This is a genomic window from Terriglobales bacterium (assembly GCA_035567895.1).
Lineage (GTDB): Bacteria > Acidobacteriota > Terriglobia > Terriglobales > Acidobacteriaceae > Gp1-AA112.
In genome coordinates this window covers 24,245-47,704 of record DATMPC010000085.1, presented here as the reverse complement: position 1 = coordinate 47,704, position 23,460 = coordinate 24,245, and the positions used below count along the sequence as shown (strand labels likewise).

At 55.4% G+C, this 23,460-nt stretch carries 24 protein-coding genes and 1 tRNA gene; 14 read left to right on the top strand and 11 right to left on the bottom strand.

Annotated features, from left to right (window positions below; genetic code table 11):
- Window positions 1–62 precede the first annotated feature (62 nt).
- From VNX88_17330 to VNX88_17320, 3 genes are all read right to left on the bottom strand, one after another.
- Complete coding sequence (locus tag VNX88_17330; GenBank protein HWY70433.1) at window positions 63–1,727, bottom strand: amidohydrolase; 1,665 nt, start codon at window positions 1,725–1,727, stop codon at window positions 63–65.
- A 79-nt stretch (window positions 1,728–1,806) separates the two neighbouring features.
- Window positions 1,807–2,664, bottom strand: coding sequence for an NAD(+)/NADH kinase (locus VNX88_17325; protein HWY70432.1), 858 nt, complete (start codon window positions 2,662–2,664; stop codon window positions 1,807–1,809).
- A 16-nt stretch (window positions 2,665–2,680) separates the two neighbouring features.
- Window positions 2,681–3,427, bottom strand: coding sequence for a TlyA family RNA methyltransferase (locus VNX88_17320; GenBank protein HWY70431.1), 747 nt, complete (start codon window positions 3,425–3,427; stop codon window positions 2,681–2,683).
- Window positions 3,428–3,683: 256 nt separating this feature from the next.
- Between VNX88_17320 and VNX88_17315 the strand changes: the two genes are divergently transcribed.
- The gene (locus tag VNX88_17315) at window positions 3,684–4,442 is read left to right on the top strand and encodes a thiamine pyrophosphate-dependent enzyme (GenBank protein HWY70430.1); all 759 of its coding nucleotides are present in this window, start codon (window positions 3,684–3,686) and stop codon (window positions 4,440–4,442) included.
- Here VNX88_17315 and VNX88_17310 read toward each other — a convergent pair.
- The 4 genes from VNX88_17310 to mqnE all read right to left on the bottom strand — a co-directional run bounded on the left by VNX88_17310 (window position 4,439) and on the right by mqnE (window position 9,322).
- Complete coding sequence (locus VNX88_17310; GenBank protein ID HWY70429.1) at window positions 4,439–5,149, bottom strand: SDR family oxidoreductase; 711 nt, start codon at window positions 5,147–5,149, stop codon at window positions 4,439–4,441. The two genes, VNX88_17315 and VNX88_17310, sit on opposite strands and share 4 nt — an antisense overlap.
- A 38-nt stretch (window positions 5,150–5,187) precedes the next feature.
- Entirely contained in the window at window positions 5,188–6,420 is a 1,233-nt protein-coding gene (locus VNX88_17305) for a N(4)-(beta-N-acetylglucosaminyl)-L-asparaginase (protein HWY70428.1), read from the bottom strand.
- A 416-nt stretch (window positions 6,421–6,836) separates the two neighbouring features.
- Window positions 6,837–7,889 carry a sigma factor-like helix-turn-helix DNA-binding protein gene (locus VNX88_17300; GenBank protein HWY70427.1) on the bottom strand — a complete coding sequence of 351 codons (1,053 nt, stop codon included), beginning with the start codon at window positions 7,887–7,889 and terminating at the stop codon, window positions 6,837–6,839.
- Window positions 7,890–8,152: 263 nt separating this feature from the next.
- The gene (gene mqnE / locus VNX88_17295; protein HWY70426.1) at window positions 8,153–9,322 is read right to left on the bottom strand and encodes an aminofutalosine synthase MqnE; all 1,170 of its coding nucleotides are present in this window, start codon (window positions 9,320–9,322) and stop codon (window positions 8,153–8,155) included.
- A gap of 181 nt (window positions 9,323–9,503) precedes the next feature.
- Here mqnE and VNX88_17290 point away from each other — a divergent pair, with 181 nt between their 5' ends.
- The 7 genes from VNX88_17290 (at window position 9,504) to VNX88_17260 (ending at window position 13,649) form a co-directional block, all read left to right on the top strand.
- Window positions 9,504–9,692 (top strand): AtpZ/AtpI family protein, encoded by a 189-nt coding sequence (locus VNX88_17290; GenBank protein HWY70425.1) that lies wholly within the window; start codon window positions 9,504–9,506, stop codon window positions 9,690–9,692.
- Complete coding sequence (locus VNX88_17285) at window positions 9,685–10,122, top strand: ATP synthase subunit I (GenBank protein ID HWY70424.1); 438 nt, start codon at window positions 9,685–9,687, stop codon at window positions 10,120–10,122. The genes VNX88_17290 and VNX88_17285 overlap by 8 nt, the downstream gene beginning before the upstream one ends.
- A gap of 22 nt (window positions 10,123–10,144) precedes the next feature.
- Window positions 10,145–10,918: a F0F1 ATP synthase subunit A gene (atpB, locus tag VNX88_17280; protein HWY70423.1), complete on the top strand. Its 774-nt coding sequence runs from the start codon at window positions 10,145–10,147 to the stop codon at window positions 10,916–10,918.
- 212 nt (window positions 10,919–11,130) lie between these two features.
- Window positions 11,131–11,439 (top strand): ATP synthase F0 subunit C, encoded by a 309-nt coding sequence (locus VNX88_17275; GenBank protein ID HWY70422.1) that lies wholly within the window; start codon window positions 11,131–11,133, stop codon window positions 11,437–11,439.
- Between the two features lie 72 nt (window positions 11,440–11,511).
- Window positions 11,512–12,435, top strand: a complete 924-nt coding sequence (locus VNX88_17270) for an ABC transporter ATP-binding protein (protein HWY70421.1) — start codon at window positions 11,512–11,514, stop codon at window positions 12,433–12,435.
- On the top strand, window positions 12,432–13,118 hold the full coding sequence (locus tag VNX88_17265; GenBank protein HWY70420.1) for a hypothetical protein: 687 nt from the start codon (window positions 12,432–12,434) through the stop codon (window positions 13,116–13,118). The genes VNX88_17270 and VNX88_17265 overlap by 4 nt, the downstream gene beginning before the upstream one ends.
- Before the next feature lie 150 nt (window positions 13,119–13,268).
- Complete coding sequence (locus VNX88_17260) at window positions 13,269–13,649, top strand: response regulator (protein HWY70419.1); 381 nt, start codon at window positions 13,269–13,271, stop codon at window positions 13,647–13,649.
- 61 nt (window positions 13,650–13,710) lie between these two features.
- On the opposite strand, the gene VNX88_17255 is transcribed toward VNX88_17260, so the two are convergent.
- From VNX88_17255 to VNX88_17240, 4 genes are all read right to left on the bottom strand, one after another.
- Window positions 13,711–13,800, bottom strand: a tRNA-Leu gene (locus VNX88_17255).
- Between the two features lie 294 nt (window positions 13,801–14,094).
- Complete coding sequence (locus tag VNX88_17250) at window positions 14,095–14,463, bottom strand: hypothetical protein (GenBank protein HWY70418.1); 369 nt, start codon at window positions 14,461–14,463, stop codon at window positions 14,095–14,097.
- Window positions 14,464–14,760: 297 nt separating this feature from the next.
- Complete coding sequence (locus VNX88_17245; protein HWY70417.1) at window positions 14,761–15,105, bottom strand: hypothetical protein; 345 nt, start codon at window positions 15,103–15,105, stop codon at window positions 14,761–14,763.
- 350 nt (window positions 15,106–15,455) lie between these two features.
- Window positions 15,456–18,011, bottom strand: a complete 2,556-nt coding sequence (locus VNX88_17240) for a tetratricopeptide repeat protein (GenBank protein ID HWY70416.1) — start codon at window positions 18,009–18,011, stop codon at window positions 15,456–15,458.
- 179 nt (window positions 18,012–18,190) lie between these two features.
- Here VNX88_17240 and rph point away from each other — a divergent pair, with 179 nt between their 5' ends.
- From rph to VNX88_17210, 6 genes are all read left to right on the top strand, one after another.
- Window positions 18,191–18,922: a ribonuclease PH gene (gene rph, locus VNX88_17235; protein HWY70415.1), complete on the top strand. Its 732-nt coding sequence runs from the start codon at window positions 18,191–18,193 to the stop codon at window positions 18,920–18,922.
- A 131-nt stretch (window positions 18,923–19,053) separates the two neighbouring features.
- Complete coding sequence (locus VNX88_17230) at window positions 19,054–20,070, top strand: tagatose 1,6-diphosphate aldolase (protein HWY70414.1); 1,017 nt, start codon at window positions 19,054–19,056, stop codon at window positions 20,068–20,070.
- 334 nt (window positions 20,071–20,404) lie between these two features.
- Entirely contained in the window at window positions 20,405–21,946 is a 1,542-nt protein-coding gene (locus VNX88_17225) for a C45 family peptidase (GenBank protein HWY70413.1), read from the top strand.
- 41 nt (window positions 21,947–21,987) lie between these two features.
- Window positions 21,988–22,275 carry a hypothetical protein gene (locus VNX88_17220; protein HWY70412.1) on the top strand — a complete coding sequence of 96 codons (288 nt, stop codon included), beginning with the start codon at window positions 21,988–21,990 and terminating at the stop codon, window positions 22,273–22,275.
- A 105-nt stretch (window positions 22,276–22,380) separates the two neighbouring features.
- On the top strand, window positions 22,381–22,554 hold the full coding sequence (locus VNX88_17215) for a hypothetical protein (GenBank protein ID HWY70411.1): 174 nt from the start codon (window positions 22,381–22,383) through the stop codon (window positions 22,552–22,554).
- A 16-nt stretch (window positions 22,555–22,570) separates the two neighbouring features.
- Window positions 22,571–23,164, top strand: coding sequence for a biotin transporter BioY (locus tag VNX88_17210; GenBank protein ID HWY70410.1), 594 nt, complete (start codon window positions 22,571–22,573; stop codon window positions 23,162–23,164).
- The last annotated feature ends 296 nt before the right edge of the window (window positions 23,165–23,460 follow it).

Below are 23,460 nucleotides of genomic sequence, written 5' to 3'. Positions count from 1 at the left end.
TAAGTTTTTTCTTCGTGCTCCTTCGTGTCCTTCGTGGTTTCACTCTTCGGCCGCCCGGCGAGCTACTGCGGCGGCCCGCCGTAGACGATTTTGCCATCGACCATGGTCATTTCGACTTTGGCGTCGCGAATTGCAGGCGGATCGATCTTCAACAAATCGTCGCTCACGAGCACCAGATCGGCGAGCTTGCCGGGGGTAATCGATCCTTTTTCCTTTTCCTGGAATTCTGCGTAGGCTGAGCCCATGGTGTAGGCCTCGATGGCTTCTTCGATTTTGATTTTTTGTTCAGGCACCCAGCCATTGGGATGCTTACCATCAAGCGTGGCACGGGTAACGGCAGCATAGAGGCCCATCATGGGATTCAGCGGTGCGACGGTCCAATCCGTGCCAAATGCGAGGCGCACACCATTGTCCAAGAACGTTCGGAAGGCGTAAGTCGTCCGGGCGCGAATCGGACCGATGCGCCGGTCGGCCCATTGCCCGTCATCAATGGCGTGGTATGGCTGCATCGATGCAATCACGCGCAAGTTCGCGAAGCGCTGAAAGTCTTTTGGCGCCATGTGCTGGGCGTGCTCAATGCGCCATCGGCGGTCGCGGCTGCCGTTGACTTTTTGGATGTCCTGAAACATATCGAGCACAGTTGAAATCGCCTGGTCGCCAATCGCGTGGATACAGAGCTGCAACCCTGCTCGATCTGCTCCGGTGAGTCGCTCGCGCATTCCGCTAATGGGTTGCATCTCGTCGGAGAGCAGGCCGCGCGTGTTCGGCGCGTCTACGTAGGGTTGAAAGAAGTAAGCGGTCGTCGAACCGAGAGAGCCATCGGCAAAGCCTTTGACCGCGCCAAGGCGCAAGAAGTCTGAGCCGAAAGCATGTCGAACGCCGATCCTCGCCTGATCTCTCCAGCGAGTTTCGGTCGGAGCTACATAGATGCGGGCCGTGAGTTCTCCGCGCTCAGCGAGCACCGAGTAGGCTTCAATGTCGCCATAAGTGGGAACCATGTCCTGTACGCTCGTTACCCCGAGAGACGCGGCATGCTCGAGCGCGCGCTTGGCCGCTCGGATGCGAGCGGCCGGTGTCGGTTCGGGAATCGCCTTTTCGACCAGCGCCTTCGCGGCGTCTTTGAAGATTCCCGTCGGATTTCCTTGGGGATCGCGCACAATCTCGCCGCCAGCCGGAGCCTTCGTCTCGGCGGTCACGTTCGCCAATTTCATCGCAAGCGCGTTGGCGAGCGACTCGTGCCCATCGTGCCGCTCGATGAACACGGGATTGTCCGGAGTAACCGCATCGATCCATTCGTGCGTCGGCAATTCGGCGGGCGACCAGTTTTGCTCGTCCCACTCGCCGCCGAGGATCCACTCACCTTTCTTAAGTTTCTTGGCTTGCGCAGCAATTCGCCGAGCGAATTCATCGCGAGTCTTTGCGTCCGTGAGCTGCACCTGATCGAGTTGAAAGCCGCCGGAGACGAAGTGAACATGAGCATCATTGAAACCTGGCAGCAGCAACTTCCCGCCAGCATCGATGATGCGAGTACGCGGCCCACGCCACCCATCCATCTCAACCGAGGTGCCAACAGCGACGATGCGCTGATTCAAGATTGCGACCGCTTCCGCTTTGGGATGGTTGCGGTCCACGGTCCAGACATTTGCGTTAGTGATGATCGTGTCGGCCGTCGGATGCTCCTGCGCGAAGAGAGTTCCCCAAAACAGCGCAAGCATCGAGGTAACCATCACTATCGTAGAGACGCAGCATGCTGCGTCTCTACCATGCAGCGGATGAGATCGAGAAGGTCGAAAGTACGAAGACAACCTATCGTTCTCCCCAATGCAGTTTGGTGCGCAGGACATCGAAAAACTTTTGCCCATTCTGCTGTCGCAAGAGCTTCACACGATATTTCGCACGCTCACATTCCACGCGATCTCCGCTTTGGATGGGAATGCTCACCTGTCCATCGGTCGTGAGGAAGCCTTCCTCATGCCCGACAGAGAGAGTGACTGCGACCTTGGAACTCTCCTCGACGACAATGGGCCGATGTGTAAGGGAGTGCGGCGAAACCGGAGTAATCACCAGAGCCTTCACACCCGGAGCCAGGATCGGGCCGCCGGCAGCGAGAGAGTATGCAGTCGATCCCGTAGGAGTCGCCACAATCAGCGCGTCGGCCTTGTAATTGGTCACGTGATAGCCGTTGATGGTGAGTTCGAAGTCCGCGAGGCGTGCGGCGGTCGCCTTCATCACGACATCGTTCAGAGCTTCGCATTCATGCACAATCTTTTCCCCGCGGATGAGCCGGCACTGAAGCATCGAGCGCTCGTCAACCACGCAGCACTGTTTGGTGATGCTCTCCAGATGCTCGTAAAGTTCGGCAAGGGGAACCTCTGTCAGGAATCCCAGAGAGCCCAGATTCACGGCAAGGAGAGGCACTTCGGCATGAGCCAGTGCCCGCGCCGCCGCAAGCAGGGTCCCATCACCACCGAGCACCACTGCAAAATCAAGCTTGTAGTTGTGCAGTTGCTCTCGCGACGCACACTTGCAGCCTGAGACATGGCTCGAGGAGTCCAGATCAAGCACAACCTGGTATCCATGCCGTTCAAGCCAGTCAACAATTCCGGAAACCAATTCCTTCAGCTCTGGCCGGTTAGGTTTGGAGATGATGGCAGCAGAGGGCATGTGCAGAACGATTCTCTCAGGCGAATCGTGAGTGTAACAAGAATTCCCGGTTGCCTTCTGTGCCGAGGATCGGCGAGTCGATTGAGTCAGTGTCGCTTCCGCCCAGTTTGATGACCGCCTGCTTCACACGCTCAAGTGCTGCGAGCTGCACCTTCTCATCCCGCACGATGCCCCCTTTCCCAATCAACTCCCGTCCCGCTTCAAATTGCGGCTTCACTAGCACGACAGTTTCAAGGCTCATACATGCGCTCTTGCCACGGATCGCTGCGACCACTGCCGGAATTACCAGGGTCGCCGAAATGAACGAGACGTCCATCGCAAGGAAATCTGCCCTCAGCGGCAACTGCTCCGCGGCGAGATAGCGAGCGTTCGTCTTCTCCAGCAATGTCACGCGTGAATCCTGCCTGAGCCGCGCATCGATTTGACCGTAACCAGTATCGACGGCGATCACGTGGGCAGCGCCATGCTGAAGCATGCAATCCGTGAAGCCTCCAGTAGAAGCTCCTACATCGAGACAGACTTTGCTGTGCAGATCGATTTTCCAATACGCAAGAGCGCGCTCAAGTTTGAGCCCACCGCGGCTCACGTAGCGAAGATCGTCACCGAGCACGCGCAGTGCAGCGTCGCTTGCGACGGAGATTCCCGGCTTCTCTACTTTCTGCTCATTGACCAGCACGCGACCCGCAAGAATCAGTGCCTGAGCGCGCTCGCGCGAAGGAGCCAGACCGCGCTCCAGCAGCAGTTTGTCGAGTCGAAGCTTCATCGCAGAAATGGAGCTAGCTGAATTTCCACTGTCAAAACTGCCATCTCTCGCACACGCACATGTGCAAGCTGCTGTTTATACAGTAATCATCGAGCTTCCCGAAGCTCGCATGCCGCTTATCCACAAACTTTTCCTCATTACTGAGGAAAACATTCGGTGGCGCAGAGAGTCTCCAACGACAACCATTGGCGCGCACTCCGGCAAATCACGGCTGCATTAAAATCGAAGCCTCATACTCCTTGATGAACAACAGTCGATGACGCATTTGATCGCTACCTCCGTAAGTCGTCCAGAAGAGCATCACCCTCCAATAATCTCCGCCGAGAAGCTGAAGCAACTGTACACGCTGATGGTTCGCTTAAGCTCCTGCGAGCAGAAACGGAAAGGCGCGAGGGGAAAGAGGCGAGCGCTCTACTTTGGCGTAGCGTGCGAAGTTGCGGCTGTCATTGACCTTCGATCTGGCGACGCGGTTGCAACGCTTGCCAGTCAACATATCGGTCAGCTTGCCTGCGATGAATCCTCAATTAACGGAACAGATGAGAAAACCACCGCGACTGGGTGGAGTGTGCTTGAAGATGGCTCTCGAGAGCGTCTCGCGATTGCGGCCGGTGTCGCACTCGCATATCGGATACAGCACCAAGACAATGTGGTAATTGCCTTTGCTTCGCTGCGTGAAATTGCTCGCGCAGTTGATTCTGTTCGGTTGGCTCAGCAACAGAGTCTACCCATCATCTACCTGGAAAAGGTCGGCACAAACGTTCGCAAATCGGGGCCAACACCACACCATCTTCCCACGATCCCGGTAGACCACGGTGACGGAGTCGCTGTCTACCGAGTGGCACACGAGGCTATTGATAAGGCCCGCAGAGGTGCGGGTCCAACACTGATTCAATGCATCGAAAACGATAGTCACGAGGCGAGAAACCGCCTCAAAAGTCAGCGCGCCGATCCTATCGCTTACATGGAGCACTACTTGCGCAAGCAAAACATTTGGAGCGATGAACTCCGCCGCTAAGCCAGCCCCAGTCCGCCATCTACCGCCAGTATCTGGCCGGTAATGAACTCTGGACACGTGGCAAAAAACAAGACTCCTTGTGCGACCTCCATTGCGTTGCCGTTTCTTTGCATGGGAGTCTTCTCGGCAAAATGCTTCAGGGTCTCGCTTCCCCTTTCGGATTCGCCCTGATCGATCATGCCGGGAGCCACGCAATTTACGCACACGTCCGGAGCCAGCGCCTTGGCCGACGTTTGGGTGAGCATATGCAGTGCCGCTTTTGAAGCACAATAGTGAGCATGGGTGGCCCATGGGCGAATGCCGCCAAGCGATCCGATGTTGATGATTCGGCCATGGCGGCTGCGAAGTTCATGAGCACATGTTTGCGTCATGAGAAACGCACTGCGAACATTCACGGCAAACATCTGATCCCACTCCTCGACCGAAATCTCGCCGAAGCTTCGAGTCTGATACGCACCCGCGTTGTTGACGAGCAAGTCGAGCTTCCCAAGTTGGTCTATCGCCTGTCGCGCACTGTTGGGGATCGCCTTTGCGTCGCGCAGATCGCAGCGCACGGCGACGCCGTGCACACCGAGAGCATTAATTTGGGCCGCGGTTTCGATCGCTTCCTGCGGTGAACTGAGATAAGTGAGGGCGACATCTGCCCCGGCACGAGCCAGTGTAAGTGCTATCTCGCGGCCGATCCTACGTGCCCCGCCCGTGACCAGAGCGGACTTGCCGGAGAGCGGAAGATCTTTGCGATTGCTCAGCGTTTCTCCTCAACAGGCTTCGGCTCTGCTGGCCAGGAGATCGAATTTCCTTGCAGTAAGGCCACCGTCTGCTCCAGGCGCGAGGTTCCATCATGAACAGCGAAGCGCAGGGGCTTACCCGAGGGGTTATTGCTCCACAAGCTGACGCCTGCATATTGACCGTCGCGTCGAAGAATGTAGTACACCATCTCTACATAGCGGAGACGATTCATGTCGTGGTCGTAATTGCGCACGATCCGCTGCAGCGCATCCATTCCTGCCTCTCGCGGCGACATGCCGTGACGCATGTTCTCTACAATCGTGTGAGCGCCGGCCACCTTGATGTTTTCCTCTCCGCTGCCAGTGGCGCCTGCTGAACCTACATCCTGATCGCAATAGCAGCCCGCACCGATGATGGGCGAATCGCCAAGCCGGCCAGGTAGCTTCCATGCCAAACCACTCGTCGTGGTGGCGCCAGACATCTCGCCCTTTTCATTCACTACCGAGACATGGATCGTGCCGGTCGGTGGGAACAAGATGTACTCTGCAGCTCGCTCACGCAGCTCAGGCTCGAGTCCGAAGTCAGCGGCCATCTCGATCAGCTTCTTCCGCTTGCGCTCCAGAGTGATTTGCGGCGATTCAGGCGTTTTCCAGCGGGTGTCATCAGGACCCGGTCCCCACCAGTCCTGAGTTGAATTGGTCTCCTTCCACAGAAGCCACATCTTGCGGGAGGGTTCCGTCAATAGGTTCTCGCGCGGATGTCCCATTGACACCGCGAAGCGCTCCGCGCCTTCTCCGCAGAGCATTACGTGTCCCGTGTGACGCATCACATCGCGCGCCACCAAACAAACATTCTTGATATTCCTTACTCCTCCCACTGACCCAGCTTTGCGCGTGGGACCATGCATGCAAGAGGAGTCAAGCTCCACAACGCCCTCTTCATTAGGAAGCCCGCCGAGTCCGACTGTTTGATCATTGGGATCGTCTTCCTGCGCCTTACAGACCAGCAACACTGCCTCGAGCGTGTCCTGGCCATCCTTCAGCATCTGCCAGGCCTGATCTATGGATTGCTTGCCGGTGACCTTGGTGATGATTACTGGCTGTTTTGGCTTAGGCAGTTCTCTGGACTGGGACGACTGTGTCGAAGACTGATTCCCATTTTGAGCTTGAACGATTGCGTCGCCACCGATGGCAAGAGATGCAGTTGTAACAGCGGCATTCGAAAGGAACTGCCTGCGGGAAACGCCCATGCACGGTCCTCCAGGAAAGAGAAACCGACAAGGATAACCGAGCCGCTGGCTTCTAGCTACTGGCTGCTAGCTGCTGGCAAAAACAAAAACCAACATCAACATCCCACGCGGATGAACGCGGATTTAACGGATTCACGCGGATTTTTTGGGGTGATTCACTTTTCGTACTTGGTGTGGCCACTCGCAAGTGGTCTGCTGGTTTAGCGATTGGTTTCCGGCTTTTTGTTAGCGAGGGTGTGCCCGTCTAGCGATTAGTCAGCGGCGACTTCCCACTAATCAGGAACAAGCGAAGCCGCGGCTTTCAACCCCCCAACAATCCGCGTGAATCCGTTAAATCCGTGTTCATCCGCGTGGGATGTGGGTGTTGGTTTTGCCTTTGGGTTTCGCTAGCAGCCAGTGGCTAGGAGCCAGCGGCCTTACGCAACCTGCGAACTGTTCAGCAGATGCTTCTTGAGAGCGTTCCCATTCGGAAGCTTGTGGTCAACGAGATCGCGAGCAGCCTTAATGGATTTCTTGATCTCTCCTGGATCGCGCTTTGAGACCTCGGCGATTTCCTCCACAGTAAAGCCTTCGATGGCGAATAAAGTAAAGGCCTCACGTTGTTGTGGATGAACTCCGGTGAGCGCTTTTTCTACTTGATCGATAAATTCGTCCGAGAGCGCTACGGCTTCGGGAGTACTGATGTCGCGGTTCGGCAAAACGTCTTCGGTGCTGAGCCGATCGTCAGGCTGATGGAACTGCAGGTAGGCATCGTCAGTGCCGCTCACATTGGGCTTCCCTGCGGGCAACTCGAGGTGCACGGTTCCGGTCTCCTCCCCATTGCGCGAGGCCACAGCCGAGATCGCACTTAGGGCTAGGCCGTAGAGCCAACGCTCAACCGACACTTTCTCCGGACGTTGCTCTTCGCCGGAAAGGGCCGTGGCAATCGCTTCATCGACTACTTCTTCGCGCTTTACCAGATTGGGTTGCAACAGGCCGGTTACTTCGCGATAGCGCAGCTCGCGGTCGATAAATCGGTTGAGGCGAGGGAGCTCTGTGGCTACATATTGATCGATATCGCGGCTTGCGAGAGTCACGCCTGGAGTGGGTCCGCCATTCGTAACTGAAGCAACCGTCTCCTCGAAGGGCACTCGGCGATGCTCCTTCGAGGCTCTGCGCCACTGGTGACGATTGCGCAGCAGATCCTTATGCGCGTTGAGCTGATGGATAAGGTCGTGGAAACTGCTCTTAATGGCGCCCACTGCGGTTGGCGCAGTGCTTTGAGTGGCCATCTGTCCAGAAGGCAAGCGCAGGTTGAGAGATACAGTAATGCCTCCGCCTTTGGTTGAACTCTCGGCGACAATTCCGTGCAGATGCACAAGGTCCGGCCGAAACACCTGCAGGCGTTTGGCGAGCTTCTCGGTCTGTAGTTTGATTTCTCGCTCTGTGTCTGTCTTCTTCGAGGCTTTGTAGCTGAAGTGGACGTTCATTTACGCCTCACGCGAGAGCCAGCTCAGTCCACCACTGTGGGCACGAAGCGCGCCGGCCCGGGCTCAACCTTTTCTTGTCGCAGATTTTACACCTGCTGGGTGAGACGCAACCGTAAATAGATGTGTTGCACTTTTCGCGCGGAAATGCGGCTATAGGATTGCAGAAAACGCGGCGGAGTTCTGGTGTGTCGGGCTATCGACTTGCAGACCTCGTGAAAATTTTGGGCGTTGCAGGCATTCGCCCGGCCTGCCCTACTCCGTAACTACACCGCGACCGTGAACGAGTCTTCTGTACGTACCACGGGCCGATACAAGGTGTCGCGCTCCACGGGAACGCGTCCGGCTTCACGAATCAGACGTTCTAACTCTTGCCGCCTCATGCCCTGCGGCGTGGTAGCTCCGGCGTCGTGGTAGATCTTTTCTTCGATCACTGTGCCATCCAGATCGTCAGCGCCAAAACGAAGCGAGATCTGCGCAATCTTCGGCGTGAGCATCTGCCAGTACGCCTTGATATGCGGAATGTTGTCGAGCATCAGGCGTCCGATCGCAATCTGCTTGATGTCCGACATGCCGGTAGTCTTCGGCAAATGTTGAAGGGGCGTATTGTCTGGATGAAACGCCAACGGAATGAACGTCTGAAAGCCGTGCGTCTCATCCTGCAGGTTGCGCAAGCGCACCAAATGATCGACGCGATCCTCTTCATTCTCAACGTGTCCGTAGAGCATCGTGCAGTTCGACTTGAGCCCAAGCTCGTGAGCAGTACGGGCAGTGTCAAGCCACTGATCGCCGTCAATCTTGTGATCGCAGATCACACGGCGTACGCGGTCATTGAATATTTCGGCGCCCCCACCAGGCAAAGAATCTACCCCAGCAGCCTTAAGTGCCTCCAGCGTCTCGCGAATCGTGAGCTTTGCGCGCTTTGCCAGGAAAGCCACTTCGACCATGGTGAAGGCCTTCAGGTGAACTTGCGGAAAGCGCTGCTTCAGCCCGGCAATCAGATCCAGGAAATACTGAAATGGCAGATCGGGATGCAATCCTCCCACGATGTGGAACTCGGTAACCGCCTCCGAGTATCCAGATGCTGCAGTCTGCCAAGCTTCATCGAGCGCCATGGTGTAAGCGCCATTGGTATCCTTTTTTCGCCCGAACGCGCACAGTCGGCAGGCCGCAACACAAACATTCGTGGGATTGATATGGCGGTTTACGTTGAAAAACGTAGTGTCGCCCCACAATCGCTCGCGTACATGATTGGCTAACCATCCAATTGCCAGAATATCCGGCGAGCGATAAAGCGCGACTCCGTCCTCAAAGCTCAGCCGTTCTTTGGCAAGCACTTTTTCGGCAACAGGACGCAGGCGGGCATCGTCCGTTTGAAAGCCATGACGGGCAGAAGAACGTGAGGCTGAAGCGTTGGCCAAAAGCGTACTGGACATTCTCACTTGATGATAGCCGATGCCGCAGGGAGAGTCAGCAGCGATCGCAAGTGATACAGTCTCGTACAGGCGTCGCTGCAGCGGATCGCATCTCTACCTGCAACCTCCGCGGCACTAAGACTCGCTCGTGGCACGGTCGCCAATGTCTGCTGAACCCGAAAACTCGCCGAAGAATAAGTGGGTGGCAATTGAGAAATATATTCAGCTCGGTGTGCTGCTTCCGGCCGCAACGTTCGTGGGTTGGTTGATTGGACACTTGCTTGATCTCCACTTCCACACCCACTGGATTTACCTTGTTGGCCTCGGCTTTGGAATCGCAGCCGGATTCGTTCAACTCTTCCGAGTGGCGTTGAAGGCAGGCGATGAGTGAGGAGTCGCCGGGCCTGAAGCAGCCGAGCTCAGACGAGCACTTTTTCGCCGCTGCTTACGAACGAATCATCCGCATTCTCGCAGTACTCCTTCCCTGCTTAACCGTGCTTTTCTGGATATTTTTCAATCATCGATTCGCTGTCGGCTTTGTCGTCGGCGGAGTAGTCGCGATCATCAATTTTCTCTCACTCAGGAAGCTGGTGATTGCCTTCGCGGACCGCGTAATAGCCAGCTCCGGTGAGCGGCGTTCATCAGGATTGGTGCTGCGCTTCGTGCTGCGCTACGGAATCATCGCCGTAGCGGGCTATGCTATATTCAAGAGTTCCGCGATGAGCGCGTACGGCCTCCTGGTCGGGCTCGGAATTCCGGCAGTCGGCATCATGATTGAGGCCGGATACGAGCTGTACGGATCGTGGCGCCGCGGTTACTGATCAACTCAGTTCGATTTCCTGAATGACAGAACAACTGTTTTTTACACACTTTTTGAACCAGTACTTTGGCGGAATCGCAGCTCGCATTCTGTCGGCGGTCGGAGCGCATCCTGTTGCTGCAGGAGAAAAGAGCCAGTACCTCTTTACCTACAATCCTGCGGCTCCGATTAACAACTTCTTCGCCATGGAGATTCTGGTTGTTTGCATCCTTCTGGTGCTCTTTGTATGGACTCGATCGCGGATTTCCGTCGATCGTCCGGGGGCGATGCAGCAAGCATTCGAAGTGGTCGAGGAGTTCGTCAATCATCAGAGCGAAGAGATCATTCCCGCGCACGGCACAGAGAAATTCACGCCGTTTCTTGTCGCTTTAGGATCGTTCATCCTCATCAGCAATCTGATCGGCCTGGTACCGGGATTCGTATCGCCGACCGCCACTCCGGCCGTGCCGCTGGGATTGGCAATGGTCGCGTGGCTCTACTATCACTGGCACGGAATCAGAAAACAGGGCGTGTTGAAGTATGCGAAGCACTTCACCGGACCGATGCCTCTTCTCGCTCCCCTGATGATTCCGATCGAGATCATTAGCCACATCGCTCGCATGATGTCGCTCACCATTCGTCTTTATGCCAATATTTTTGCCGGTGATCTGGTAACGCTGGTCTTCTTCTCCCTGATCCCGATTGGTATTCCGGTAATTTTTCTCGGCCTGCACTTATTCGTTGCCCTGCTTCAGGCATACATCTTCGTTCTACTGGCGACCGTGTACCTTGCCGGTGCCGTGGCCGAAGAACATTGATTTCTTTTTTGCTTGTCATTCCGAACGAAGTGAGGAATCCCCACCGCGCCCAAAATGCGTGGTAGCCATAGGGATTCCTCACTACGTTCGGAATCACAGCAAAGGACAAAGTTCTCGCCAGGCGGTCCTGGCTTGAAGCTGCAAGTGTGAGGGCGCCAGCTCGGTGAGCGTCAACCACCTCCTTGCAGCAATTCATAGTACGGAGCACAACCATGCGTAAGTTCACCTTTGTTCTGTTGGCAATGGCAATTCTGTTCATTGCCTCACCGCTCTATGCGCAAGCTGGAGGCGGCACGGCACCAACCTTCAACTGGGCAATTCCGATCGGTGCCGGCATCGGCATGGGAATCGCCTCAGGCCTGTGCGGAATTGGCCAAGGACGCGCTACCGCGTCTGCAGCCGAAGCGCTGGCACGCAATCCCGGAGCACGCGCCGGAATCCAGCTCTTCCTGATTCTCGGCTTGGCCCTGATCGAGTCGCTCGCTCTCTACACGCTGGTCATAATCTTTGCGAAGACATAGACTCGAGAACCTCGATTACTTTGCCCTCGGTGCGCCGAGGGCATTTTTCTTTGCTGACTTACAATCGCAGCGATGAACCCAGTGCTTGAGTTTGAAGGCATCAGCAAGCTGTATCGTTCCGTCCTGCGAGACAAACACTGGGCGCTACGCGATTTCAGTCTGCGTGTGGAACCAGGCGAGATCGTTGGATTCCTTGGTCCGAATGGCGCCGGCAAGACAACCGCAATACACATTGCCTTGGGCTTAGCGCGACCCACTGCCGGGGGCGGCACCTTGCTCGGTCAAAAATTCGGAACAGTATCAGTTCGACGAAAGCTCGGCTTTCTTTCGGAGAGCCCGGCCTTTTACCACCAGACTGCGCGCGAGGTCCTGAAATTCTGCGGCGCCCTCAATGGAGTGCGAGAACCCGAACTCTCGCATCGGACGGACGACCTGCTTGCAGCAGTCGAACTGACGGAAGACGCAAATCGAAACATCGGCAAATTCTCGCGTGGAATGCTGCAACGAGTTGGAATCGCACAAGCTCTGATCAACGATCCGGATTTGCTGATTCTCGACGAGCCCACATCGGCGCTCGATCCATTGTCGCGGCTCAAAGTTCGGGAACTACTGTTACAGAACCGCCAACGAGGAAGGAGTGTCCTTCTAAGCTCTCATCAACTCTCGGAGGTCGAACTCATTTGTGATCGTGTGGTCTTCGTCCAAAAGGGCCGCGTCGTGAAGTCTGGACGCACTCAGGAATTACTGCTCGACTCTGGTGGCTTTGAAATCACTGCATCGGGCCTGAAGGCTGCACCGTCAGGCGCACAGAGTTCCCACGTCGAGGATGGTCGTCTGGTGTTCACCGTCTCTGCAGCACAGCAACGAGCTGCAATTGAGCAGATTTGGTCCGCCGGAGGCACACTAGTCAGTGTCGTTCCCAAAACGCGAACCATGGAAGACTTGTTTGTTGAGTTGATGACGAACTCCGAATCCGTGGACCGAGAAGTGCAATGACTCCGATCCTGCTTCTGGCAAAGAGTTTCGTGCGGCAGAATCGCTGGTTGCTACTTGCGTTGGTGGGCTGGCCGTTTCTGTTGGGAGGCTTCCTTCGGATTCCGCACCAAACCACCAGTCGAGAAGACGTTTCCGAAATCGTGCAAATGGAGGTTCGTTACGGAGTTGTGGTGCTCGCTTTTCTGGCCAGCTCCGCCATTTATAACGAGAAGCGTTCGCGGCGAATCATCGGAGTGCTCTCAAAGGCAGTAAGCAGGGAGCAATATCTCGCCGGTCTATTGCTCGGCTCTGCATACTTCGCCATGGCTTACTTCGCATCGATCGGAGCCGCCACATTGTGGCTGATCGGAGTATCGGACCTCGTCGCAAGGGCCGTCCTTACAGTATTCGTCTGCGGCATAGTGGCTTCGTTATGGACGGCCGCGGTGGCACTATTTCTGTCGACTCTTCTTTATCCATTCTTTGCAGCAGCGATTGCGGCAGCGTTGGCGTTCGCACCGTTTGCTCTCCGCGACGCGAACCCGTTTCTCGCCCCGGTCGCCGCACTGCTCGGAGGCTCCGACCCATTTGCCGCGTCAATTCCACTTTCGGCCATAATCACTGGGCTTGCAGAATCCGCGATCATTCTTCTTCTCGCCGCACAAGTGTTTGTGCGGCGCGACGTGGCCGTGAGCATCGAGTAATTTCCTCCGGAGGCTTGGGACGCCGAGAACCGGCACGCCACATGAGAGAGGGCTGCTTCAGCTATAATCGAAACAGATTTGTTACGCGCTGCAATCGCCGGATTCCCCGACCCAGTCCACTGGCCGCTGGGAATCCATGGATAAGGACGGATGAGAGATAACAACGGCGGAAAAACCAAACCCAGAGTGCTGGTAGTCGATGACGAGCGCGTAATCGCCGATACGCTGGCAATTATTCTCAATCAAAACGGATTCACGGCGACCGCAGTTTACAGCGGCACGGGCGCGATCGAGAAAGCTCGAAGCGAGCGCCCTGACCTGATTATCAGCGACGTCATCATGGAAGACATGAACGGAATCGACGCCGCCATCAACATTCGCCAATTCCTACCGTCCTGCAAGATCCTTCTCTTTTCCGGACAGGCAGCGACAGCAGATCTGCTAGAAAAGGCGCGAGCTAAAGGACATCAATTCGAAATCCTCGCTAAGCCGGTTCACCCACAGGATTTGTTGGCGAAACTTCGCGACTAATACGGGATTCAGACGGCAAGCCCGAGTTTCGGGAATTTCAGTTCGCAAAACCCAAACTGCGTGGTGCCGGGAGGGGGAATCGAACCCCCACAGGCCTTTTAAGCCCTGCGGATTTTAAGTCCGCTGCGTCTGCCAGTTTCGCCATCCCGGCTTTTAAGACCTTCTTCAGTTTCGCACAAGGAAGGCCGTTGGCTCAGCAGGCAGATTTGAGTTTTTGAAGTACGAGAGGCCGACCAGCCCCGTTACCATCACACTATAATTCTACTTCGATGGAGCACTCGATCCGGAGAGGCCAGCGCGAATACCATCAGCAGCTCGCGTCTTAGCGCTATTAGCTGCACACAAATACCTATACCCTCGACCTATTCACTTCTTGTGAGCGACGCCAGATTGGGAAGCCTTCTTTTACTCGAATCGCCTGCTTTAGTCGCTGTTCCCATCGTCTTTAATGACTTGTTGCTTTATTAGGTTTAAACCAAGCGTAAGCCTCCTTCGAAAGGTATTCAGTGCCGTCTCCAATGATCACGTGAGGGTCGAAGTCATATTCACCGGTGTGGGTGGTATCCCTCAATTTCAACACGTGCTCAAAGCAAGACTTCCTCACAGACATCGCATGGACATGTTCGATGTATCTGAAGGCGTACCCATTACCGTGCGCATCCGGAAACGGCTCCTGATCGTGGCCGCCAGGAGCAGAGCACTTCTCGTGCTTATTCGGACCCACCTGCCTGAACGGCTCAAACTTGAATACTATGAGGTTGCCATTCTTGTCCTTTTGATCTGAATACCACTCTATTTTGTCGTTGCGATTCACTCTAATCGCCGGATCCCCTGAAACCGAGAGACACTTAAGGAAACTGAGGCTAATCTTGCACTCGTTGGGTGTATCTGAGGGACACACGACAACGTCTGGATTGCCATGTGTGTCTTTCGAAAAGATCGGAGCGCCACAAACCTGTTCGATCTTTTGGGCTATACAAAACGCCGACATTAAGCAAATCACAGTCGCGAACGAACCTATCTTTCTCATCGACTTTACCTTTCTTTTAGTGGCTACTTCCTTTGGTGCCGAATACCTACTCGGCAAGTGACGGCGTATTTCTGCGGAGTGTTAGGTCCCATCCCCAATGTAGACGTGCGGATCAATATCGCCATGTCCTCCAAAAATTCCCTTGTCCCAATGCAGGAAATGTTTGTAACAAAAACCCTTACTTTCCGGTCTTGCGCTGGAAAGCTTTAGCTTGTGGCTTCCACTGTATCCCGCATCCACTGGATCGGTTATAGGTGGATCTTTAGGCGCTTTTGGATCGGGTTTATCTTCGTCATCACACAGCACCCCCTTCATCTTCGTCTTGTCAATCTGAACGTCTTCGCCATTGTCACCGATCCAGAGGATTTGGTCATTAGGACGAATTAGGATCGGAGCGTGGCCAGCTCCTAGAGGCAATTGTTTCAACCAACCGACCGTGATCCCACAGAACCCTGCACCGCTATACTCACACGCGATGCACTGCCCGTTGGGATTGTTGGGCAGCGAGCACGAAACCGACTTGATATTCCTACTTCCGCCGCCACCACCTCGTTTTTCGCCACATGAGGAGCACAGTACACATGTAACCAGAATGCACACAGCACATAGGCGAATGGATAGTAGATTACGAATTTTGCTCCGCATAACCTTTGGTCCTCATTCTCTCGTTCTTCCGATGACTATGGCCCGATAGGGACTGGAACAAAAGTGTCCCACGACCGAATAGAGACTGCTAGGGATGAACCTATTTGGGGGATGAATCAAGTTGGCCGAGATTACTTCGTTATTATGGCTTTGTACTCTGGCTCGCTCTTCAGCGAACTTAACTCAGGTGTAAGAGCGATCTCCGTTGGTGAATAGCCGCGCTGGACCGCCCTCTTCAGCCAGGACAGCGCTTCAGGCTTATTCCCGAGCTGATTATGTACGATGGCTGCGAAGTATAACGTTTCGGCGTCATTTGGTCTAGCACTAAGTGCCAAATTGAGATTGCCGATTGCCTCCGCACGCCGCGACAGCATGGCATTGTATTGAGCTGCCAGAAGATGTGCGTCAGCATCGTTGGAATTAACTTTTAGTTCGTTAGCTACGAGCTCCAGCGCCTTCCGATACTCGGCATCGGCGAGAGGTCGTGTGGCTGGAAACCAATAATATGCTCGGGCAAGATTGCCGTGGGTCTGAATTTGGCGTCCACCCAGGCTCAAGGCCTGTTCGAAAGCTCGAATGGCCTCCTCGTATCTTCCTAAGGCGAAGTAGCTGTGTCCCAGATTGGTGTAAGGAGCATAATTCGGGCGTAGCTCTATCGCACGCTGAAGCGCAACCAGCGCCTCATTGTATTGACCATTCAGGTAATACACGCCACCCAAGCTTGACCAGACTCGTCCATCGTCAGGCGACAATTGAGCCGCCCTACGCAGCTGCTCCGCCGCAGCTGAATACTTAGCCTGATGACTTAAATAGAGACTGTATCGAACATAACCTGCCGCGGAAGACGGGCGAACTTGAATCGCTTTTCGGTAAGTTTCCTCTGCCAGGTAATTGCGATTGAGACGCTCATAGGCAAGAGCTAGATCGCGATAGGCCTCGTCGTCATTCGAATCAGCACTGACCGCGCTCTGAAACGTAGACACAGCGGGTTCATATTGGCCAACCGTGAGCTGTACTTTACCCAGACAGACTTTTGCCCGAGCCAAATGAATATTCAATGCCCCGGCCTTTTCACATTCTGTTCGTGACTTAGCTACCAGATCTTGGGTCTTATTCATTAGGTATTGCTGAAGGTAGGCCAAGCCCAGGGAGGCATGAGCTTCGGCGTAACCGGGATCGATCGCCAGCGCCTGCTGGAACTGGCTAATCGCACTTTGCGTGTCTTCTGGATTACTGCCCTGCAGAAATCCTATGCCGCGAGTGTACATTCGAAATGCTTCGGAATTTGTTGTGCCATTCCTGTGCTCGCCAAGCCCTTGGTGGATTTCAATTTCGAGCATCTGTACGGCTTTATCCACGAGCTGATCCTGCAATGCGAAAACATCTGTCTTCGAAGTGTCGAAGTTTGCCGCTCGAAGCAACCGCCGAGTCGCCGCATCAACCAGTGTCTGAGTCACTCGTGTGTTCCCTTCAGATCGCATCAGGCTGCCCTCAAGCCCGAGGTTCACTCCAAGCTTCTTGCGAGCATCCTGTATGTCGGTCACATGTTCCGCCTGCAGCTCTCTGGGCGAAACCACTTGTACAGGCTGAGCGGCGGTAATCTCCATCAGTCGAGCGGCGACGGCTTCTGTGAGACCTTGGTCAAACGCCGGATCATCGTTGTTCACTGTGCGAAACGGCATCACCGCTACGTATCTATTTGGAGGAACGGGATGTAGGCGTCGGTCAATCCAGCCAGCGATTCTGCGATATTCCAGCGCACTGATCAGTCCGATAGCAATGACGAGCAGGCCCACTGCCGATATCTGCAAAATTTGTCCCCTCCGGGATCGTGTTCCCGGAACAGCAATGATCTCTAGATCGGCCAGCATCTCCCGCGGAGACTGAAATCTGATCTTCGGATCCTTCTCCAGGGCCTTAAGTATCACCGCTTCCAGTTCGGGAGTTATGTCTCGCTTCACCTTGCGCGGTGGAGGTATCGATTTGTTCAGGACTGCATCGATGAGCATCGCTCCCGATTCGGTAAATGGCATCCGTCCCGTGCACATCTGATAGAGGACGAGGCCAGCGGCATAGATATCGCTTCGAGAATCGGGGCGCGCCCCCCGAAGTTGCTCGGGCGACATGTATCCCAAAGTGCCGGAGAGAACGGTACTGTGAGTTTCGGTAGTCAGGTTGTGTTTTTCGGGTTCTTCCTGGTCGCGAATGTGCGCAAGTCCAAAGTCCAGAATCTTGAGGAAGCTGTCTTGAGTAAGCCGCAGGTTTGACGGTTTGAGATCGCGGTGAATGATTCCCTTTTCATGTGCGGCCGCCAGACCTCGCAACAGTTGCACGGTGAGTGAGACTGCGAGGGTTTCTGGAAGGGGTCCCTTACTGAGTAACTCGTCCAGCGAAGCGCCATGAATGAGTTCGACCACCAGAAAGTCGCAATCGTCCTGCGTGTCGAACTCGAAAATCGTCTCGATGTTGGGATGGCTGAGTCTCGATAGTGCGAGAGCCTCATTGCGTACACGATGCCTCGCAATAGCACTTCGGATACTTCCCGGGTTCAGTAGCTTGATGGCTACATCGCGGTCAAGTCGCTCGTCATGGGCACGATAGACGACTCCCATTCCGCCCGCGCCGATCTGCTCGAGGAGACGGTACCGTCCGAGCATTCCGCCGGAATGGATCGTGGGCGCAGACATGGGGGGACATGCTTGGGTCATCCTATGTCGGGAAAGGACAGAGGTCAATCGGGATCAGTACCGGCGGCGGTAGCCGCTGGGTGCGTCGGTGGGCCACTAGTCGGAGAACAGGAGATGTATGACTAACTCAGCGGCTACCGCCGCCGGTACTTCTCTCCATGATTAAATAGTCCTCTCTCATGTCTTCTTTTCGCAGCGACAATCGCACTCCAGAACAGATGCGTCCCGTTCGCATCACTCCTGATTACAACAGCATGGCTGAAGGATCCGCGCTGATCGAAGTTGGACACACGCGTGTTATCTGTACAGCGTCCATCGAGGAGACCGTACCCGGTTTCCTCCGTAACAGTGGGAAGGGATGGATTACCAGTGAGTACGGCATCCTGCCACGGGCCACTCTCACGCGGACTCCACGAGAGTCGAGCAAGGGACGCATCGGCGGGCGCACGCACGAGATCCAGCGCCTTATTGGCAGGTCACTGCGGGCTGTTGTCGATTTGTCACAATTAGGCGAGCGCACAATCTTCATGGACTGCGACGTGATCCAGGCAGATGGAGGCACGCGTACCGCGTCCATTACTGGCGCTTATGTAGCCTTGGCGTTGGCGCTGAGGCGGCTGCTGGCTGCTGGAACTCTGAAGAAATCACCGTTGCGTGACAGTGTTGCCGCCACCAGCGTGGGCATCGTCGATGGAGCCGTGCTCCTCGATCTCGCCTATGAAGAGGACTCGCGAGCCGAGGTAGACATGAATCTGGTCATGACTGGCGCTGGCCGCTTTGTCGAAGTACAGGCTACGGCCGAGCAGGTGGCTTTTGATGACAAGCAACTTGCCGAGCTGCTGCGAGTTGCCAAGCAAGGGATTCTTGATCTGATGGCATTGCAGAAGGCCGCGATAGAGAGCGCTCGCTAGAAGCGCTGGTTGCTGTAAGCTAGAATCGCGTTCGTCATCACCGTAGCTCTGGCCGCACCATTGCCGGCCGGTCGAGACCCTCTGAAGACGCGTCTCGAACAATCTGAAGCAATTCCCGAGGAGGAATTCACGTGAAACCAACACCCGGAAAACTTGCCGGCATGAAAGCAGTCTCCGACTCGCGCGGCGTAATCGCTGCCGCTGCAATGGATCAGCGTGGATCGTTGCAGAAGTCTCTTGCCAAAGAAAAAGGCGTGCCCAATGTTCCTGAAAGCATGCTTGAGGACTTCAAGAGCATCGTTTCGGAAGTGCTCACTCAATATGCCAGCGCAATCCTGCTCGATCCAGAGTACGGACTGCCGGCTGCAAAGCGTCGCAATAAGAAAGCCGGCCTGCTGCTCGCCTACGAACAGACGGGATATGACAACAATCGGCCCGGCCGCATTCCCGATCTGTTGAACCATTGGTCGGTTCGCCGATTGAAGGAAGCCGGTGCGGATTGCATCAAGGTGCTCATCTATTACTCCCCGTTCGATTCCAAAGAGATCAACGATGAGAAGCATGCATTTGTCGAGCGCATCGGCGACGAGTGCCGCGGGCAGGACATTCCGTACTTTCTCGAATTCGTCGGATACGATCCCCAGGGCGGCGATGAAAAAGGCTTGGAATACGCAAAGCGCAAGCCTGAGAGCGTGATCCGAAGCATGGAAGAGTTCACAAAAGAGAATTACGGAATCGACGTCATGAAAGCCGAAGTGCCGATCAACATGAAATTTGTCGAAGGCACGAAGAGCTACGCCGGCAAAGGCGCCGCCTACTCACGCAAGGAAGCGCTAGAGCTGTTCCGTAAATCCGCCGCGGTTGCCAGGAAGCCGTTCATCTATCTGTCGGCTGGGGTAAGCAATGAAGAATTTTCAGAGACGCTGGAGCTGGCTGCTGAGTCCGGCGTGAAATTCAACGGCGTGCTCTGCGGACGCGCCACGTGGGCAGCCGGCGTTCCCGTGTTTGCAAAGCAGGGAGAAAAAGCGTTCGTCGAATGGATGAAGACCGAGGGAGTGAAGAACATCCAGAACGTGAATGAAAGATTGAAAGCTGCGACTCCCTGGTACGACGTGTACGGTACAGAATTGAAGGCAGCTCTCGCGTAGTTGTCCGCCTCCAAACATGGAGCCCAGCCGGGCAGCATGACTGTTTCTTTCGAGTCTTACAAAGGCCGGTCTAACCGCCGTCATCCTGAGGCTTTACGTTGGCCCTGAGTCTGTCGAAGGGACCTCCCGGGAATGTTCGAACTGCGTCGTCGCATACCGGCTCTTCGGCCAGAATCCTCGTGAAAGAGCCGCGACAGAGCAATTAAGTCCGGTGCATCGCGGGAGATCCTTCGCCCGCCGCGGCGGACTCAGGATGACAAACTCAAGTAATGGCGAGCTGATGCCTCTGGTGTTTGACGCGGCATATCGCTACCCCTAATAATCCCCTCATCCTATGTCTCAGGAGCAATTGGTGATACTTCGCCGTTTTGCGTTCCTATCGGCAATTTTCTTCATCATGATCCTCTCCTCCACCACATTCGCTAAGAGCAACGTCACCGCCTCCCGGCTGGGAAAGTCCTATCGCTTTGAGCGTGGTGGGTGGATCTACGTTCACCTGGAAGGCTTGCCGAGCAACATCGGATATCAACATGGATACCTGCTTGCGCCGGAGATCGAGGATGCTGTCCAGGCTGTTCGCCTGCTCGATACGCACAATACGCAGCGCGACTGGGAGTTCTTCCGCAAGACTGCGCGCGAGGTGCTTTGGCCGCACATTGAAGCCGAATACAGGCAGGAGTTGCAAGGGATCGCAGACGGCCTCAAGGCGAAGGGCAGCAAGCTGGACGTCTGGGACGTCGTCGCCCTCAATGCCTTCGAGGAAGTTCCCGATTACTACGTGCCGTGGCTGAATAAAAAAGAAGCGGCACTGAATCCGCCACAGCTACTTCCACCCGGCAACTGCAGTGCTTTCATTGCCACCGGCAGTTACACGAAAGACGGCAAGATCGTCATCGCGCACAACAACTGGACCAGCTACCTGACCGGCGCACGCTGGGTCGTGATGTTTGACATCGTCCCGCAGCGCGGAAACAGCATTCTGATGGACGGCTTCCCCGGCGTCATCACCTCGGATGACGATTTCGGTGTGAATTCGTCCGGCATCATGATCACGGAAACCACGCTCACGCAGTTCTATGGCTTCGATCCAAACGGAATTCCCGAGTTCGTTCGCTCGCGCAAGGCGCTGCAGTATGCGAATTCCATTGACGACTATGTCCGCATCATGAAGGAAGGCAACAACGGCGGATACGCGAACGATTGGCTCATCGGTGACCGCAAGACCAACGAAGTCGCGTATCTCGAGTTGGGACTGAAGCACACACCTCTGTGGCGGTCGAAAGACGGGTACTTCGTGAGCTCGAACTTTGCCCGCGACCCCGATCTCATCAAGGACGAAACTGATTTCGATCCGAACGACATGAGAACTTCGCCCAATGCGCGTCACGCGCGATGGGAGGAGCTTATGACGCAGAACAAGGGAAAGATCGATGTCGCCATGGCTCAAGAATTCCTTTCGGACCACTTTGATTCTTACCAAAAGAAAGAAGAAGCGAACGAGCGTGCATTGTGCGGCCACAGCGATACAAGCCCGCGGGGGATCGAAGTATGGGGCTGGGAGCCGTACTATCCCGGAGGCGCGGTGCAAGGCAAGGCTACCGATAGCGACATGACGGGCAAGATGCAGTTGGTGGCTCGCGCCGGACATCCCTGCGGGGCAGATTTCCGCGCCAAGGAGTTTCTTGCGCAACATCCCGAATTTGCCTGGCAGGCTCCGCTACTACGTGACATGAAAGCCGGTCCTTGGACGCAATTTAAGGCCAGTGATCGCGAAGACGCGCAGTCGGCAGGCGGCAAGGGCAAAGGAATCAAGGTGATACTCAAAGCTCCGCCGCAAAAGCCACCGTCAGCGGATCGAAAGGATATCGGCGACTAGGGACCCTGAAGCATCCAGGGAGCGATTCGGCTCAGATGGGAATGGAATTTATCGAAATGGACGCACTGAAGGACTACCGCAACTTTCCCGGAATCAACGAAGCTTGGGAGCTGATCAAAACGGGCCTGATTGTGATTCGCGGGCAGGCGTATCGGCTTGAGCTTTGGCATTCCTATTCCAATCCGGACATTCCTTACTACGTGTCTGTCTACGTTCAAACTGACGGAGTCTGGAAAAAGATGCAGGACCCCATATTCCCAATCGGCCTTGATCCAGACCAGACCATGCGGGAAGCGATGGCTTTCCTCTCCGAACGCCTCGCTGCCTGATTCCTTCGCATTAGGCGGATTTCTGCAGCTGGGTGGCTCGACACGTGGAGTTCACGGGCTTTCGGGTGGCCGAGGCGACGTTGAACTCTGGTATCCTTATCGGTCATGAAGGTGCTGTTTCTAATCCTTCTGATCTCGTTCGTGGTGCTCGCTGGGAGCATCACGGCTGTGCTGCTTCTAATCCGGCGGCACCGGATGCGTGCGTCTGATGCCGCTCTGCGGCGGGAACTGGAACAGATTGAGCGCGATCACGGCAGCTTCCATACCGATCGTTCTTGAGGGCTGAAAGAGATTCATGGCGCAAGCACTTGCAGGCAGGACAGATCATAAGGTTGAGAATTTTGGAAGGCTTCGGGCTCTTGACGCCGCTCTCGTTGTCGGTAGCAGCTTGCTGATGGCAGTTTGTGCTCACATCTCCATTCCGCTGTGGTTCACTCCTGTACCGATTACGCTTCAGACCTTTGGCGTGATGTTTCTGGCTCTGTCTCTGGGAGGATGGCGGGCTTCGGCCGCGTTGGTTCTCTATCTCCTCGAGGGTGCGTCGGGGTTGCCGGTCTTCAGTCCGCATGGACCGGGTGGAGTGGCTCAGCTCCTCGGCCCGACTGGCGGCTATCTGATGTCGTATCCCTTCGCGGCACTGGTTGCAGGTTTAATTGCGGACAGATTCTCGCGCCGCTCACGGATTATCGCTTTCTCTCTCGGAGCAGTGGCTTGCAGCGTTCTGGTCTTTGCCTCGGGCGCTCTTTGGCTGGCCACCCTGATCCATAAGCCGGCTTCGACGATTCTGGCGATTGCGGTCCTGCCCTTCATCCCGGGCGAAGTGCTGAAGAGCATCGCAGCCGTCGCAGCCGCGGTCGGCGTTACACCCCGCTCAAAGACGTCGGCATAGCTTCGGAAGCTCCCTGATCGGTCCCTGTTATTTTTTTGAATCCTGCCGCAAGCAGCGCTAACCACCTTGCTGATGATGCACTTATGGAGAAATCCACAGAACTCCCTGTTATCTCCCTGCCTTAAAGCAAAATTTGCGTATTTTGGGCAAAATTCCAGTGTTTTGAGATCGAATTCAAAAATGCCCTGTTATTTCCCCTGTTCTTTGCTTTGGCGCGTACGTCTTCCTGTCCCTGGGCGCATCCTGACGTAAACCCCTCACCGGATTTTCATCCTCAAACAGGTACACTGAGAGCA